This window comes from Streptomyces sp. NRRL F-5135, assembly GCF_000719775.1.
Taxonomy (GTDB): domain Bacteria; phylum Actinomycetota; class Actinomycetes; order Streptomycetales; family Streptomycetaceae; genus Streptomyces; species Streptomyces hebeiensis.
In genome coordinates this window covers 73,119-88,016 of sequence record NZ_JOHR01000011.1, presented here as the reverse complement: position 1 = coordinate 88,016, position 14,898 = coordinate 73,119, and the positions used below count along the sequence as shown (strand labels likewise).

14 protein-coding genes are annotated in these 14,898 nt (G+C 71.7%); 12 read left to right on the top strand and 2 right to left on the bottom strand.

What is annotated here, in order from left to right:
- The first annotated feature begins 17 nt into the window (after positions 1 to 17).
- The 6 genes from IG02_RS0120375 (at position 18) to IG02_RS0120350 (ending at position 5,435) form a co-directional block, all read left to right on the top strand.
- Positions 18 to 617, top strand: coding sequence for a hypothetical protein (locus IG02_RS0120375; RefSeq protein ID WP_030749892.1), 600 nt, complete (start codon positions 18 to 20; stop codon positions 615 to 617).
- Positions 617 to 1,282 carry an OmpA family protein gene (locus IG02_RS0120370; protein WP_030749889.1) on the top strand — a complete coding sequence of 222 codons (666 nt, stop codon included), beginning with the start codon at positions 617 to 619 and terminating at the stop codon, positions 1,280 to 1,282. Before IG02_RS0120375 ends, IG02_RS0120370 begins: the two co-directional genes overlap by 1 nt.
- A gap of 267 nt (positions 1,283 to 1,549) precedes the next feature.
- Positions 1,550 to 3,070, top strand: coding sequence for a polymorphic toxin-type HINT domain-containing protein (locus IG02_RS0120365; RefSeq protein WP_030749887.1), 1,521 nt, complete (start codon positions 1,550 to 1,552; stop codon positions 3,068 to 3,070).
- A gap of 97 nt (positions 3,071 to 3,167) precedes the next feature.
- Positions 3,168 to 3,782 (top strand): hypothetical protein, encoded by a 615-nt coding sequence (locus tag IG02_RS0120360; RefSeq protein WP_030749884.1) that lies wholly within the window; start codon positions 3,168 to 3,170, stop codon positions 3,780 to 3,782.
- Positions 3,779 to 4,564 (top strand): hypothetical protein, encoded by a 786-nt coding sequence (locus IG02_RS37885; protein WP_051765377.1) that lies wholly within the window; start codon positions 3,779 to 3,781, stop codon positions 4,562 to 4,564. The genes IG02_RS0120360 and IG02_RS37885 overlap by 4 nt, the downstream gene beginning before the upstream one ends.
- Positions 4,565 to 4,637: 73 nt before the next feature.
- The gene (locus IG02_RS0120350; protein WP_030749876.1) at positions 4,638 to 5,435 is read left to right on the top strand and encodes a hypothetical protein; all 798 of its coding nucleotides are present in this window, start codon (positions 4,638 to 4,640) and stop codon (positions 5,433 to 5,435) included.
- On the opposite strand, the gene IG02_RS0120345 is transcribed toward IG02_RS0120350, so the two are convergent.
- On the bottom strand, positions 5,432 to 5,887 hold the full coding sequence (locus IG02_RS0120345) for a DUF192 domain-containing protein (protein WP_030749873.1): 456 nt from the start codon (positions 5,885 to 5,887) through the stop codon (positions 5,432 to 5,434). The two genes, IG02_RS0120350 and IG02_RS0120345, sit on opposite strands and share 4 nt — an antisense overlap.
- 87 nt (positions 5,888 to 5,974) lie before the next feature.
- Here IG02_RS0120345 and IG02_RS0120340 point away from each other — a divergent pair, with 87 nt between their 5' ends.
- Positions 5,975 to 7,009 (top strand): prepilin peptidase, encoded by a 1,035-nt coding sequence (locus tag IG02_RS0120340; RefSeq protein WP_030749870.1) that lies wholly within the window; start codon positions 5,975 to 5,977, stop codon positions 7,007 to 7,009.
- Between the two features lie 158 nt (positions 7,010 to 7,167).
- Positions 7,168 to 7,950, top strand: coding sequence for a class I SAM-dependent methyltransferase (locus tag IG02_RS0120335; protein ID WP_051765373.1), 783 nt, complete (start codon positions 7,168 to 7,170; stop codon positions 7,948 to 7,950).
- Positions 7,951 to 8,470: 520 nt separating this feature from the next.
- On the opposite strand, the gene mgrA is transcribed toward IG02_RS0120335, so the two are convergent.
- Positions 8,471 to 9,508 (bottom strand): L-glyceraldehyde 3-phosphate reductase, encoded by a 1,038-nt coding sequence (gene mgrA / locus IG02_RS0120330; RefSeq protein WP_030749865.1) that lies wholly within the window; start codon positions 9,506 to 9,508, stop codon positions 8,471 to 8,473.
- Between the two features lie 172 nt (positions 9,509 to 9,680).
- Between mgrA and IG02_RS0120325 the strand changes: the two genes are divergently transcribed.
- From IG02_RS0120325 to IG02_RS0120310, 4 genes are all read left to right on the top strand, one after another.
- A complete protein-coding gene (locus tag IG02_RS0120325; protein ID WP_030749863.1) occupies positions 9,681 to 10,442 on the top strand; it encodes an isoprenyl transferase in 762 nt (253 codons plus the stop codon).
- A 390-nt stretch (positions 10,443 to 10,832) separates the two neighbouring features.
- On the top strand, positions 10,833 to 12,155 hold the full coding sequence (locus IG02_RS0120320; RefSeq protein WP_030749861.1) for a PhoH family protein: 1,323 nt from the start codon (positions 10,833 to 10,835) through the stop codon (positions 12,153 to 12,155).
- Positions 12,156 to 12,593: 438 nt separating this feature from the next.
- Positions 12,594 to 13,319: a transglycosylase SLT domain-containing protein gene (locus IG02_RS0120315; RefSeq protein WP_030749859.1), complete on the top strand. Its 726-nt coding sequence runs from the start codon at positions 12,594 to 12,596 to the stop codon at positions 13,317 to 13,319.
- 151 nt (positions 13,320 to 13,470) lie between these two features.
- Positions 13,471 to 14,877 (top strand): AI-2E family transporter, encoded by a 1,407-nt coding sequence (locus IG02_RS0120310; RefSeq protein WP_030749857.1) that lies wholly within the window; start codon positions 13,471 to 13,473, stop codon positions 14,875 to 14,877.
- Positions 14,878 to 14,898: the final 21 nt, after the last annotated feature.

Sequence of the window (14,898 nt, the reverse complement as noted above, 5' to 3'; positions counted from 1 at the left end):
GCAAAGGAACCGGATTCATGAGTGTGTGGCACGGGGCGAAGGCCCGTAGGGCGGTGGGGGCCGCCCTCGCCGTGGTGGCGCTGAGCGTGTCCCTGACCGCTTGTGGCGGCGGCGACGGGGGCGGTGACAAGGCGAAGAGTGCCGACTCGTCGTCCTCGTCCTCCACCCCCGGCGACGCGAAGCCGAAGGAGAGCGACGGCCCCACGGTGCCGGACACCAGCAAGACGCTGGCGACGATCAACGGGAGCAAGGGGCTCCAGTTCGTCATTCACACGGCCACACGTGACGAAGGCGGCTTCCTCACGATCACCGGGACCCTGAAGAACACGTCCAGTTCGTCGGAGACGATCCCGATCGCGTGGAACGGGTCGGAGACGCAGGTCCGCAGGACCGGCCGCTCCCTGGCCGGGTTCACGATGGTCGACAAGGCGGAGAAGAAGCGCTACTACGTCCTGCGCGACACCGACGGCTACCCGCTGACGACCACCGGCATCAGCCGTCTCGACGGCGGGGCCGCCGAACCGTTCTTCGCCCAGTTCCCGGCCCCGCCGGCCTCCACCACTCAGGTGGATCTCCAGATGCCGCTGATGCCCACCGCGACGATTGAGATCTCCTGATGCGTGCCACGACGCCCCGCGCCCGCGGGGCCTCCGCGCTCGCGGCACGCCCGGCGGTGACGGCGCTCGCGGCGGCGGTGCTGTTCACCGGCGTCCAGTTCACCCTGGCGGACGGGGCCCGCGCCGACGAGACGCCGAGCGTCCCGCCGGGCACCGAGTCGACCTCCCCGCCGCCCCAGGTCGACGCCAACGCACCGGGCCTCAAGCTCCGGGGCGGCGCCACCCTCGCCCCGGCGAAGGTGCTCGACATCATCTCGGTGGTCGAGTCCCAGGGCGGCGAGGAGCGCCGCGAGGACACCCCGGAGAACGTGAAGATGGCGCTCCAGGCCGAGGTCCTCTTCGGCAAGGACAGCGCCAGGCTGACCTCGTCGGCGAACGCGCGCATCGCCGAGATCGCCGCGGAGATCAAGAAGCAGAAGGCCACCAAGGTCCGCGTCTTCGGCTTCACGGACGACCTCGGCACGTACGAGCACGGAAAGGTCCTCTCCAAGCAGCGCGCCGACGCCGTACAGGGCGTCCTGAACGATCAGTTGGGCTCCGCCGGGATCACGTACGAGGTCCGTGGCTACAGCGAGGACTACCCGATCGCGGACAACAGCAGCGAGGAAGGCCGCAAGAAGAACCGCCGCGTGGAGGTCTCCTTCCCGCGCGGGGAGAGCTCGTAGACCTTCTTCCAGGTCCCACACCGAGGGGCGGACCCGCCGGGGGCCGCCCCTCGGCACGTCGCAGGGGTGTCGGGGCCGGCCGGATGAGTCCGGTTTTGGGCCCTGGGGCCCAAGACCGGGGGTGTATGCGCCCATAACCTGCCGCGTATGTCGCCATCGGGGGTAGTGCGTCGTTTTCGTCGTCGTGCGCGTCGGCTCGTCCCGCGTACGGATGTGAGATTGCCGGGGCTGCGCGGAAGGCAGCGAGGTCAGGGAGCCATCGAGTACGTGGGGGTGGCGGCCCTCGTGGCCGGCATCGTCGGCGCGCTGGTGCTCACCGGGGTCGGGCCGACGCTCGCCGAGGGGATCGGTACGCAGGTGTGCCGGATCACCGGCGGTGACAACTGCGGCGGGGGAGCGGCAGGCAACGACGAAGCCGGCGGCAGCGACGAAGCCGGCGGGAACGACGAAGCGAGCGGCGATCCCGGTGCAGGCGACCGCGATCCCGGTGACGGGGACACCTCCCGGGCCCAGATCGACTACGACGCCGCCCTCAAGGAACTCCAGGACGCCCAGGCCGCCGAGCAGTCCGACTCGGACAAGGCCAAGGAGGCCGCGCGGGAGCTGGCGAAGATCCTCGCCGAAGAACTGGGCATCACCGACGCCCTGAACTGCGTCACCAAGGGCGACATGGGCGCGTGCACGGAGACGCTCATCAACGTGCTCACGAATCTCGTCGGCGGCGCCGTGGGCAAGCTCGCGGCGAAGTACGGCGCGCCGTGGAAGTGGAAGAAGGCCGTCGAACTGGTCAGAAAGCTGAAGAAGCACGGCGGTGACCTGTACGACGGCCTGAAGAACCTGGTCAAGAACCGCAAGCGGGTGGGTGACGCGGAGGACCGGCTCGCCGACGCGAAGAAGAAGCTCGACGCCGAGCGCGAGAACAAGCCCGAGGACCGGCCGGGCGAGAAGAAGCCGGTCGCCTGCCCCGTCCGGCACAGCTTCCTCCGGGGCACGCCGGTGCTCCTCGCGGACGGCACCCGGGTCGCCATCGACCGGGTTCCCGTGGGCGCTCGGGTCCTCGCCACCGACCCCGTGACCGGCCTGACCCGGGCCCGTGCCGTCGAGCGGACCATCGTCACCCACGACGACAAGGACTTCACCCGGCTCACGGTCCGGGCGGCCGGTACGTACGCACAGCTCACGGCCACGGACACGCACCCGTTCTGGCTGAGCGGGGAGCGCCGTTGGGCACCGGCCGGCGAACTGGCCCCGGGGGACGAGCTGCGCACCCCCGGAGGCGGGACCCTGGCGGTCACCGCCGTCGCCCGCCACACCCAGCGGCAGACCACCTACGACCTCACCGTCCAGGGCATCCACACGTACTACGTCGGGGCCGGCGCCGCGAACGCGCTCGTCCACAACAACGACTGCGAGATGACTCCGGAGGAGGCCGAGGGCGCCCGGAAACCGACCGTGGGCGAGGGCGACGCGAAGAAGTTCAAGGACCACTTCCTCCGGCACAAGAAGCTGATCGAGGACGCGCTGGGGACCAAGTACAAGAAGCTGAAGGACGACGGCCCGCGGTTCCGGGAGGACATCGCGAACGCCATCAAGGACGGCACGTTCGAACTGGTCGGCAAGGGAACGCTGAAGAAGGGCGAGCCCGAGGGCCTGATCTATCGTGGCAAGGGCGTGACCGTCGTTCTCAGGGAGAACGGCGACTTCTGGACGGCCCTCAAGAGCGGTGAGGGGCTCGACACCTCGATCGAGATCACCAAGAAGGTGCCGAAGAAGAAGGGCGACGGGTGAAGCACGAAGAAGTGGTGAGGCACCGACACGCGGTGAGGCGCGAAGCCGCGCTGAGGCCCGGAGCAACCGGCGAGACGCGCGAAGGGCTGGTGAGGTCGTGAACGCGGCGAGCACGCACCGGACCGTGGAGGAGACCCTTCGCGACCGCCGGGTCCGCGACGTCCTCGTCCCCGGCTGGGTGGACCGGGACGGCGACGTACCCGAGTTCCGCCCGCAGCCCGTGGTCGTATGGCTGCGACTGGACGAGGGCGTGCTGAGGTTCGCGTCCGCCGGCGGGTCCGCCGGTCTGACGGCGGCCCGCGCGGCGGCCGTGGACTGGTCGGACATCGAGCTGCTGGTGGACGCCGAGGACGAGGTGATCGTCGCCTCGTACGGGGAACAGCTCTTCGGCGACGGCCGGGAGGAACTTGTCTGCACGCGGCTGCGCGTCCACCCCGGGGACGGTACGGGGACGTCGCCCGGCACGGAGACGCGGGCCGGCGAGGGGACACCGCCCGGCACGGAGACGTCGGCGGTCGCGGGAACACCGTACGGACCGGCCGAGTGCGGCTGCCTCGCCCTCGACTTCGAGGGCGGGCACACTCTCTTCCTCGACCCCACCTGGACCTTCGGCATCCGGCTCGGCAACGGGGCGGACGAGAGGCGCCGCCTGGAGCTGTACGGCGGCGGCCCGGCCCCCCTCGTCACCCTGTTCCCCCGGAACGGCGCATGACGCGCGGGGCGCGGGGAGCGCGGACGGCGGTGCCGTTCGGGGACGAGCTCCGTGACCTGCTCGGCGAGCCCCGCCGGGCCCGGGAGCTGGCCAGCAGCCCGCGGTCGCGCGTCTGGCGGGTCGACCTGCCGGACCACGGGCCCGCCGTCGTCAAGCAACTGGTCGGGGGGAACGGGGCGGCCGGACGGTACGCCCGTGAGGTCGCCGCGCTCCGACTGGCGGGCGACGCCGCGCCCCAGGTCGTCCCCCGGCTGCTCGGCACGGAGGACCGGGCACGGCTGCTGGTGCTGGAGCGGCTGGAGCACGGCCGCCCGGCGGAGGGATGGCAGGTTGGCTACGCGGCGGCGCTGGCCAGGCTGCACGCGGCCGGGCAGGCGGCGCCACGGAGGCGGTCGTCGGCGACGCCGGTGACCGCGGCGGCGACAGCGGCGAGTGCGGACCCGGCGAGTGAGGCCTCGGTGACCGACGACCTGCTGACCGAAGAACCGGTGACCGAAGTCGTGGTGACCGAAGACCTGATGACCGAGGCATCGGCCGACGAGGGCGCCCTGCCCCGTTGGGCCGCCCCCACACGCACCGACATCGACTCCTTCCTCGCCCTCGCGGACACCCTCGGGGCCCCGCCCGTGCCTTTGGTGGCGAAAGCGGTGGAGGACAAGGACGGCGACGACACGTCGCTCGACGGACTGGGAAGGCTGTGCGGCCAGATGGCCGACCGGATGACGTCCCGCTGGCCGCGCCTGGGCCCCGTGCCCGCGCTGCGGCCGGACGATTCGGCCTGAGCCGCCGGTCCGACCGCCCACGGCGAACGAGGAAAACGAGGAAAACGACGAACGAGACGGGGGAGAAGCGGACATGAGGACACGCACCGCGTACAGGACCGGGGCCGCCGTGGCGGTCGCCCTGCTCCTCGGACTGACCGGCGCCTGCGGAGGCGGGCAGGGCGACGGCGGAGACGGCGGGAAGGACGGGACCGACGACCGGGCGAGTACGACGACAGGGGCGACGACGGGACCGCCGGAGCGGGCTCCCGCACCGGCCGCCGCGAGTCCGCGCCCCGGTCCGACCGGCATCGGGGCACGCGACGGAAGGGTCCTGGCGCAGGGCGAGCTGGACCGCGCCGTCCTCGCCACCGGCGACGTGTCCGGTTTCGAGGTCCGCCCGATGGACCCGCCCCCGGCGCGGGGGGAGACCGCCGACAGGCGCGCGTGCGCACCACTCGTCGGCCTGATCAACGGAACACCGGAACCGCGGGCCAAGGCCGTGGCCTACCGTCAACTCGTGGGCGGGGACGGCAACGGCGGTCCGGCCGTGTCGGAGTTCCTCACCGCCCACGGCGTCGGTGACGCGCGCACGCTGCTGAGCCGGCTCAGCACCGCCATCGGCTCCTGCGCGGACGGCTTCACCGCACGCGGCGGCGACGGTCCCTCGACGTACACCGGTGTGCGCCGCCTCGACGTGGCGAAGACGGGCGACGACGCGCTCGCGTACGAGGTCACGGGAGACTACGAAGGCGATCCGGTACCGCTCGTCTTCCATCTCGTACGGGTGGGAGGCACGGTGGCCACCTTCTACACGGCGAACTTCGAGAGCGGCACGACGCCGATCCTCCCGGCGGGCCTGCTGACCGCCCAGGCCGCCAAGCTCGCTTAACCCGCCGCTCCCGCCGCTCCCGCCGCTCCCGCCGCGCCACCGGCCCCGCCGGACGCGGTGCCGCCGTCCACGCTGATGCTCACGCGCGCGCCCGGCCGCAGGCCCCACCGCTCCATGGCTCCGGCCTCCGCCTCCAGGACGTGGCGGGCGCGCAGGCGGGGGAGGGGGAGCCGGCCGGGCTTGAGCGTCTGCACGTCGAGGACGGCCAACTCCTTGTCGAGATAGGCGACATCGATGGCGAAGCGCATCCGGAAGGTGTGGACGCTGTTGCAGGGCGTGATGAGCAGCGCGCCCTCGATGCCGTCCCGTCCGAGAAGCCCGCGCCGTCGGGTGCCGTACGACGCCGCGATCTCCAGGGCGATTCCGGTGGAACGATCCGTGGGACTCTCCGCCGGGGCCCCGTTCCGCCCGATGACCGTCAACTGACCGCTGCCGTTGCGCCACATGCCCATGGGGGTAGACCGTAGCGGTCCCGCGGCGGGATGTTATGGGCCCCTGGGCCCATGACCGGGCCCGCCGTTGGCCCTAGGGTCGGTGTCGTGTACGCCACGCTGATCGTCGTCGCCGCTCTCTGGGGCGGAGCCACCGGACTGCTGCTGCCGCGCGCGGCGTACCGGCTCTCGGTCGAGCCGGACGAACCCTGGCGCCAGGGCTGTCCGGCGGACCACCCGTTCACCGGCCCGGCCCGGGGCTGGCTGGGCCCGGCGACCTGCGCCACCTGCCGTACGCTCCGGGCGGCCGCGGCGTCCGGCTCCGGCGGCGCCGCCCCGTACCCGGCCCGCTCCGTGTCCGGCGGCGGCCCGGAGAGCTTCGCCGCCGCCCCGCCTCCCGTCCCGGACTCGCCTCCCGCCGCCCCGCCTCCTGTCCCGGGCCCGTCCCCCGTCCCGGACTCGGACAGTGACAGTGCCTCGGATCCGCTTACCACCCCGGACCCGGAACCGACCCCCGCCTCGGCCTCGGCCGCCGGCACCGAGCGGGCCCCCCGCCCCGACCCGGCCGCCGTCGCGACCGGGCCCGGCCGGGCCGTCCCGTACCGGCCCTCCCCCCTCGTGCCGCTCCTCACCGCCCTCACCTGCGCGTTGCTCGCCGCCGCGGTCGGGGCCCGGCCGGAGCTGGGTGTCTGGCTGCTGCTCGCGCCCTTCGCCGTGCTGCTCGCGCTCGTCGACCGCAATGTCCACCGGCTGCCCGACCAGCTCACGCTCCCCCTCGCCGGAGCGGCCACCGTGCTGCTCGGGCTCGCGGCGCTGCTCCCCGGGCACGGGGGAGCCTGGCACACCGCCGTGCTCGGCGGACTCGCCCTCGGTGCCTGTTACTTCGTGCTGTTCCTGATCAACCCCAACGGGATGGGCTTCGGTGACGTCAAGCTCGCCCTCTCGCTCGGCGTGGTCCTCGGCTGGTACGGCTGGCCGACGCTGTTCGTCGGCGCGTTCGTCGGATTCCTGCTGGGCTCGCTGTACGGGATCGGGCTGATCCTGCTGCGCCGCGCGGGCCGCAAGTCGGCGATCCCCTTCGGCCCGTTCATGATCATCGGGGCGTTCCTCGGTATCGTCCTCGGCGCCCTCGCCGCCCCCTGACCGACGGCACCGCCCGCCCCGTGACCGAGGCCGTCCGCCGATGACCGACACCCGCTCGCCGATCACCCACGGGACCGCCCGACGACCGGTGCCGCCCGCCGAGTCACCGCCCCAAAACCGTTCGCCGCCGCCGGATCCCCTCTGCCACCATCACCCCCATGGAGCCGTCCGACCGCCGCTTCGAAGAACTGATCGCCGAGGCCGAGGCCTCTGCCGTCGACGGCTGGGACTTCTCCTGGCTGGACGGCCGGGCGACCGAGGAACGTCCTCCTTGGGGCTACGCCCGGTCCATGGCCGCCCGCATGGCACGGGCCACCGCCGCGCTGGACCTCCAGACGGGCGGCGGTGAAGTCCTCGCGTCCGTACCGAAGTTGCCGCCGCTCACCGTGGCCACCGAGGGATGGCCGCCGAACATCGACCGGGCCGCCGCCCGGCTGCGGCCCCGCGGGGTGCGTCTGGTGGCCTGTTCCGACGACTCGCCGCTGCCGTTCGCCGACGGCGCCTTCGACCTGGTCGTCAGCCGGCACCCCGTACGCGTCCGGTGGGACGAGGCCGCCCGGGTCCTGCGGCCCGGCGGTACCTATTTCTCCCAGGAGGTCGGGCCCGCCAGCGTCTTCGAACTGGTCGAGTACTTCCGCGGCCCGCAGCCGCCCGAGGTACGCGACCACCGCGATCCCCGCCACGCCGTGCGCGGTGCCGAGGCGGCCGGGCTCGAGGTCGTCGATCTGCGGACGGCGCGGCTGCGCACCGAGTTCTTCGACGTCGGAGCCGTCGTGCACTACCTGCGCAAGGTGATCTGGATGGTGCCCGACTTCACGGTCGAGCGGTACCGGGATCTGCTGGCCGGGCTGCACCGGCGCATCGAGGCGGAAGGCCCCTTCGTGGCGACGACGACCCGCTTCCTGATCGAGGCCGCCAAGCCGGACCGGGCCGCCCCGTAGCCCGCGCCGACGACTCCGATCCGTCCGGCCCCGCCCCGGTGGCCCCGCCCGCTCCGGCCGCCCGGTCACGCCTCCGGCTTCTCCACGTCCCCGGTACCCGATCCGAGTCAAGGCCGGCCGAGAGACGCTCGCTCCTGTGGGTGACGACACGCCATGGCGACTATGTGCCATACCGCCATCCGAAAACGTCATCAAGCCCGACATACCTGGCCACGGGACACCCTTTGGTCATTCCATCACGACTCCCCGGCACGCCAAGGGCTCCATCCGCCCTTACGAAGGGTTATGGTGGAAACCCCCCCTCGGGCCGGTCCGTATCCCCCCCACGGACCGGCCCGGTTTTCTGTCGCGGGACCGGCCGGTTCCCCGCCTCGCCGGTCCCGGCCGGTCCGGGCGCGGCCCGTCGGCCTCACACCGGCCCGCCGACCCACCGACCTCATGCCGGCCGTCGGCCCCGGACCGCCCCACGGCCCAACCGGACCGGCCCGTCGGCCCCCGGCCCCGCGTCAGCTCGGCGCCGTCAGCTCCGCGCCGCCCAGATGTTCGTCCCCGCCGTGTCCACCGCGAACGCGTCGATCTCCCGCAGTTCCTCCGCGCTCAGCGCGGGCCCGGCCAGCGACGCCACGTTGTCCTCCAGCTGCCGCACGCTGGAGGCACCGATCAGCGCGGACGTCATCCTCGGGTCACGCAGCACCCACCGCAGCGCCAGCTGGGCCAGCGACTGGCCCCGGCGCCGGGCGATCTCGTTCAGCCCGCTCAGCCGCCGCAGCACCTCCTCCGACAGCAGGCCCGGATCCAGCGACGTGTCCCGCGCGGCCCGGGAACCCTCCGGGATCCCCTTCAGGTACTTGTCCGTCAACAGGCCCTGCGCCAGCGGGGCGAACGCGATACAGCCCATTCCGGCCGTCTCCAGGGTGTCCAGCAGCCCGTCGTCCTCGATCCAGCGGTTGAGCATCGAGTACGACGGCTGGTGGATCAGGGCCGGTACGCCCATCTCCGCCAGCAGGGCGGCGGCCTCCACGGTCTGCTCCGCCCGGTACGACGACACCCCCACGTACAGCGCCTTGCCCTGCCGGACGGCGGACGCCAGCGCGCCCATCGTCTCCTCCAGCGGAGTGTTCGCGTCGAAGCGGTGCGAGTAGAAGATGTCGACGTAATCCACCCCCATCCGCTTCAGGGACGCGTCCAGCGACGACAGCAGATACTTCCGGGAGCCCCATTCGCCATAGGGGCCGGGACGCATCCGATATCCGGCCTTGGTCGAAATGATGATTTCGTCCCGATAGGCCGAGAAATCCTGGGCGAAGAGCTTGCCGAAATTCAGCTCGGCCGATCCCGGCGGCGGTCCGTAGTTGTTCGCGAGGTCGAAGTGCGTGATCCCGAGATCGAAGGCGCGGCGCAGGATCGCGCGCTGTGAATCCAGCGCGCGGTCGTCGCCGAAGTTGTGCCACAGGCCCAGGGAGATCGCGGGCAGTTTCAGGCCACTGCGCCCACTGCGCCGGTACTCCATGGCGTCATACCGGCTGTCGGTCGCGAGGTGAGGGGGAAAATGAGTCACGCTTCTCTCCTTATCACGGACTTGTGACATACCGGGTTGGGTGCCGGTGGCACCCGCGCAGTAGTGTGACGGCTTCGGGGTCCCAGGACCGGCCCCAGGATCCCGTGAGCGGACGCGCCGGTCCCCCTCAAAAACCGAGCCGGTCCCCGTCAAAAGTCGAGAGGTGGACTCAGTGAACTTGCGCGACCTGGTGTACAGGCTCTACGCACGCCGCGTGGAGGGCCGTCTCGACCACACCCAGGTGCCCAAGCACATCGGGGTCATCCTCGACGGCAACCGCCGTTGGGCCCGGGCCTCCGGCGGGACCGCCGAGCAGGGGCACAAGGCCGGGGCCAGCAAGATCCAGGAACTGCTCGGCTGGTGCTCCGAGACCGACGTCGAGGTCGTCACGCTCTGGATGCTCTCCACGGACAACCTCAGCCGTCCCGAGGAGCAGCTCAAGCCGCTCGTCGCCATCATCGAGGACGCCGTCCGTGACATCGCGGCCGACGGCCGCTGGCGTGTGCACCACGTCGGCACGCTCGACCTGCTGCCCGCCGGTACCCAGACCGTCCTCAAGGAGGCCGAGGAGGCCACCGCCGGCAACAAGGGGATACTCGTCAACGTCGCCGTCGGGTACGGCGGCCGACAGGAGATCGCGGACGCCGTCCGCTCGCTGCTGCTGGACCACGCGGACAAGGGCACCAGCTTCGAGGACCTGGCCGAGATCGTCGACATCGACATGATCTCCTCCCACCTCTACACGCGCGGGCAGCCGGACCCGGATCTGGTCATCCGGACCAGCGGCGAGCAGCGGCTGTCGGGGTTCATGCTCTGGCAGACCGCCCATTCGGAGTACTACTTCTGCGAAGTCTTCTGGCCGGCTTTCCGTAAGGTGGACTTCCTCCGTGCCCTGCGCGACTACGCGGCACGCGGCCGTCGTTACGGCGGCTGACCGGGTCTGACCGGCCCTGACGGGCCTTGACCGGCCGCCGAACCCTCGGCGGCCCGCCCGCTCGTGACTGGAAACGCCCGGTTCCGCGGCGCCTCGCCCGGGCCCTTCACCATCGGTTCACCCGCTGTCCGCCGTCCGCTCCGGCATGGCGGCGCGCGTTCGAGGGAATACCTCCCCCAAGCCGGTGTCCGAAAGTAAGAGGGACATCGCGTCTCAGCGGACGGCATGGGGCCGTCCGCCCGGGAGGCCCTTTGCACCAGGACGACCGTGCGGTGAGACGTACGGGCGACTCGGAGGGCCGGAGCTCGGCCCGCGCAGGGGTCCGTGCCCGGCCCACCCGCCCCGCGACGCCGTCGCACCCCGACCTCATCCGAGGGGGTACGTCCTTCCGTGGTGACCAGCACAAAGCGCCGCACGCCCGACAGGCGCACCTACGTTCTCGACACCAGCGTCCTGCTGGCCGATCCGAACGCCATGTCCCGCTTCGACGAGCACGAAGTGGTGCTCCCGATCGTGGTGATCACGGAGTTGGAGGCCAAGAGGCACCATCCGGAGCTCGGCTACTTCGCCCGGCAGGCGCTGCGCCTGCTGGACGACTTCCGGGTCAGGTACGGACGTCTCGACGCCCCCGTCCCGCTCGGCGACCTGGGCGGCACCCTGCGCGTCGAGCTCAACCACTCCGACCCCGGCATCCTGCCCGCGGGCTTCCGGCTGGGGGACAACGACTCCCGGATCCTCGCGGTCGCGCGCAACCTCCAGGCAGAGGGGTACGACGTGACGGTCGTCTCCAAGGACCTGCCGCTGCGCATCAAGGCGTCCTCCGTCGGTCTCCTCGCCGAGGAGTACCGCGCGGAACTCGCCATCACCGACTCCGGCTGGACGGGTATGAGCGAGCTGTCGCTCACCGGGGACCAGGTGGACCTGCTGTTCTCGGAGGAGACGCTCTACGTGCCCGAGGCGGCGGACCTGCCCGTGCACACGGGGCTGGTCCTGCTGTCCGAGCGCGGCAAGGCGCTCGGCCGGGTCACCGCCGAGGGCAACGTCCGGCTGGTCAGGGGCGACCGCGAGGCGTTCGGGATCCACGGCCGCAGCGCGGAGCAGCGCATCGCCCTGGACCTGCTCCTCGACCAGGACGTCGGCATCGTGTCGATGGGCGGCCGGGCGGGCACCGGCAAGTCGGCGCTCGCGCTGTGCGCGGGGCTGGAGGCCGTGCTGGAGCGCAGGCAGCACCAGAAGGTCATGGTCTTCCGGCCGTTGTACGCGGTCGGCGGCCAGGAGCTCGGCTATCTGCCCGGCACCGAGGCCGAGAAGATGAGCCCCTGGGCGCAGGCGGTCTTCGACACGCTCTCCGCGGTCGCCGGCCGCGAGGTGATCGAGGAGGTGCTGGGGCGGGGCATGCTCGAAGTGCTGCCGCTCACGCACATCCGCGGCCGGTCCCTGCACGACGCGTTCGTCATCGTCGACGAGGCCCAGTCGCTGGAGCGGAACGTACTGCTGACCGTTCTGTCCAGGATCGGGGCGGACTCCCGGGTGGTCCTCACTCATGACGTGGCGCAGCGGGACAACCTGCGCGTGGGGCGGTACGACGGAATTGTCGCGGTCGTGGAGAAACTGAAGGGGCATCCGCTCTTCGCGCATGTCACGCTCACCCGCTCCGAGCGCTCCCGCATCGCCGCGCTCGTGACCGAAATGCTGGAGGACGGACAGATTTAGGGAGTTGTGCGGGGCGCTGTACGGTGATGTGCCCGTCACGCGTATTGCGCCCCGTATCACCGCAGTTGGCGCCGCCCGGCAAAGGCGATAGAGCCTAGCCGGGCGGCGTTGTGCCGCGCGCCTTTTCCTCGAATCCCTTGCCACAAACGGAGTGTGAGCTTTCCCACGCGACGGGGAATTGCCTCGCGGCGGCGCCGTCCGGCAGAGTCTTGCTTCCGTCAGGCCCCGCATGCGGCACACGCACACCTCCATGGGTGTGGCACCACACAACTCAAAAGCTGTCGCCGCATGCCGCCCGCGAACCACGCGGCAGCCCCGTATCGGGGTTGCCCGCCGGGCCCGTGTCTCCCGTGACCAGTAGCAGTGGAGGCCAGTGCCAGGGGCACGATCCGCGCCCGCGAGGTCACCTAGGTGCGGGCGATGCTGGAAGGACACCGTGTGAGCCGGATCTCGGTCCGGGGGTTCGCTGTGGCGTCGGCCACCGCGGTCACCACCGTCGGCGCCGTCGTCGGCGTTGCCTCGGGCAACACCGCCCAGGTCGCGTCGGACGACAACTTCGAGACGACCGCAGCCGATACGACCCTCCTCGCGGACATCCCCGCGGGGCAGCAGGCGCAGGTGCAGACCGCGTCACTGGCCCAGCAGGCGGACGTGCAGGCGGCCGCCGCCGACGCGACGGCGAAGAAGTCCGCCGAGGAATCCGCTCGTATCCAGGCCGCCAAGGACGCCACCTCCAAGAAGAAGGCTGCCGACAAGGCGGCCGAGGAGGAGCGCAAGGCGGAGGAGGAGCGCAAGAAGGCGGCGGCGGAGAAGGAGCGCGCCAGCCGCGACGAGGTCCGCTCCACGGCCTCCTTCACCCAGCAGAGCTCCTACACCGTCGCCGAGGTCCAGGCGATCGCCCGGCAGATCGTGCCGGCCGACCAGTTCCAGTGCTTCAGCAACATCGTGAACCACGAGTCGACCTGGAACTACAAGGCGCAGAACCCCTCTTCGGGCGCGTACGGTCTGGTGCAGGCGCTGCCCGGCTCCAAGATGGCCTCCGCGGGCGCCGACTGGCAGACCAACCCGGCCACCCAGATCAAGTGGGGCCTGAACTACATGAACGAGCGCTACGACAGCCCCTGTGGCGCGTGGTCGTTCTGGCAGGCCAACAACTGGTACTAGGCGTCCGAGTCCGCCGGAACCTCTCTGTCCGGCGCTCAACCCCACGCAGCCCTCCGCCGTCCTACGGTGGGGGGCTGCGCACGTGTACCGTCGGTCCCGACGACCCCCGGGACCGAGCGTGGGGAGAGCGACAGGGGGAAGAGGAAGCATCATGTCGAAAGTGCCGGGGTGGCTCGGTCAGGTGGGCGCGGAGCTGACCCGTATCGGCGAGCGCCTGGAAGAGCGCAGGGCCGAGGCCGAACGCAGAGCCGAGGCGGAGGCCGGCGAACCGGCCGCTCCGGCGCCGGCCGACGGAGCGGTCCCCCCGCCCCCCGCGTACGCCCCCGCGGTCTCCGCCAGGCCCGAACCGGTCGAGGCCATACCGTGGGGCATCCGGGTCGCGGCCGAGGCCGGCTGGCGGCTGCTCGTCCTCGCGGGCACGCTGTGGGTGCTGATGCACGTCATCAGCGCCGTGCAACTGGTCGTGCTGGCCTTTGTCGCGGCCCTGTTGATCACGGCGCTGCTCCAGCCCACGGTCGCCTGGCTCAAGCGCACGGGCGTGCCGCGCGGTCTCGCCACCGCCCTGACGGCGGTGGCCGGCTTCGTCCTGATGGGGCTGGTCGGCTGGTTCGTGGTGTGGCAGGTCATGGAGAACATCGACGACCTCTCCCACCGGGTCACGGACGGTATCGAGGAGCTCAAGTCCTGGCTCCTCAACAGCCCGTTCCATGTGACCGAGGACCAGATCAACGACATAGCGAAGAATCTGAACGACTTCGTCGGCTCCAACACCGAGGCGATCACCTCCGCGGGGCTGCAGGGCGTGACCGTGATGGTGGAGTTCCTGACCGGGATGTTCCTCGCGATCTTCTCGACGCTGTTCCTGCTGTACGACGGGTCGAAGATCTGGCAGTGGGCGCTCAAGCTGGTTCCGGCGCAGGCCCGGGAGGGCGTGGCGGGCGCCGGACCGCGCGCCTGGCACACCCTCACCGCGTACGTGCGGGGCACGGTGCTGGTGGCCCTGATCGACGCGCTCTTCATCGGGCTCGGCCTGTACTTCCTCGACGTCCCGCTGGCCGTGCCGCTGGCGGTCTGCATCTTCCTGGGCGCCTTCGTGCCGCTGGTCGGCGCGGTGGTCTCCGGGGCGCTGGCCGTGGTCGTGGCTCTGGTCACCCAGGACGTGTTCACGGCGCTGATGGTGCTGCTGGTCGTCCTCGGGGTGCAGCAGATCGAGGGCCATGTGCTCCAGCCCTTCATCCTGGGCCGGGCGGTACGGGTGCACCCGTTGGCCGTCGTGCTCGCCGTCGCGGTCGGCGGCCTGGTCGCGGGCATCGGCGGCGCGGTGGTGGCGGTGCCGCTGGTGGCGGTGACCAACACGGTCGTCGGCTACCTCCGCGCGTACAGCCAGGGCCTGGAGCCCCACCACCCGCCCGCACCGCCCGCACCCGCCTCCGCCGCCGCTTCGGCCCCGGAACCGGCGGTGGCCGGCGGCCCGGCTGCGTCGGCCACGCCTTCGGCGGCGGCACCGGGGAGCGCGCCCGGGTCCGACAGCACGGCGCGGGCCCAGGAGAGCACGTAGGCCGCTGCGGCGGGCGGCCGG

Coding starts and splice junctions, on each gene's coding strand:
- IG02_RS0120375 (WP_030749892.1), top strand. CDS start 18: ATGAGTGTGTGGCACGGGGCGAAGGCCCGTAGGGCGGTGGGGGCCGCC.
- IG02_RS0120370 (WP_030749889.1), top strand. CDS start 617: ATGCGTGCCACGACGCCCCGCGCCCGCGGGGCCTCCGCGCTCGCGGCA.
- IG02_RS37885 (WP_051765377.1), top strand. CDS start 3,779: ATGACGCGCGGGGCGCGGGGAGCGCGGACGGCGGTGCCGTTCGGGGAC.
- IG02_RS0120350 (WP_030749876.1), top strand. CDS start 4,638: ATGAGGACACGCACCGCGTACAGGACCGGGGCCGCCGTGGCGGTCGCC.
- IG02_RS0120345 (WP_030749873.1), bottom strand. CDS start 5,887: ATGGGCATGTGGCGCAACGGCAGCGGTCAGTTGACGGTCATCGGGCGG.
- IG02_RS0120335 (WP_051765373.1), top strand. CDS start 7,168: ATGGAGCCGTCCGACCGCCGCTTCGAAGAACTGATCGCCGAGGCCGAG.
- IG02_RS0120310 (WP_030749857.1), top strand. CDS start 13,471: ATGTCGAAAGTGCCGGGGTGGCTCGGTCAGGTGGGCGCGGAGCTGACC.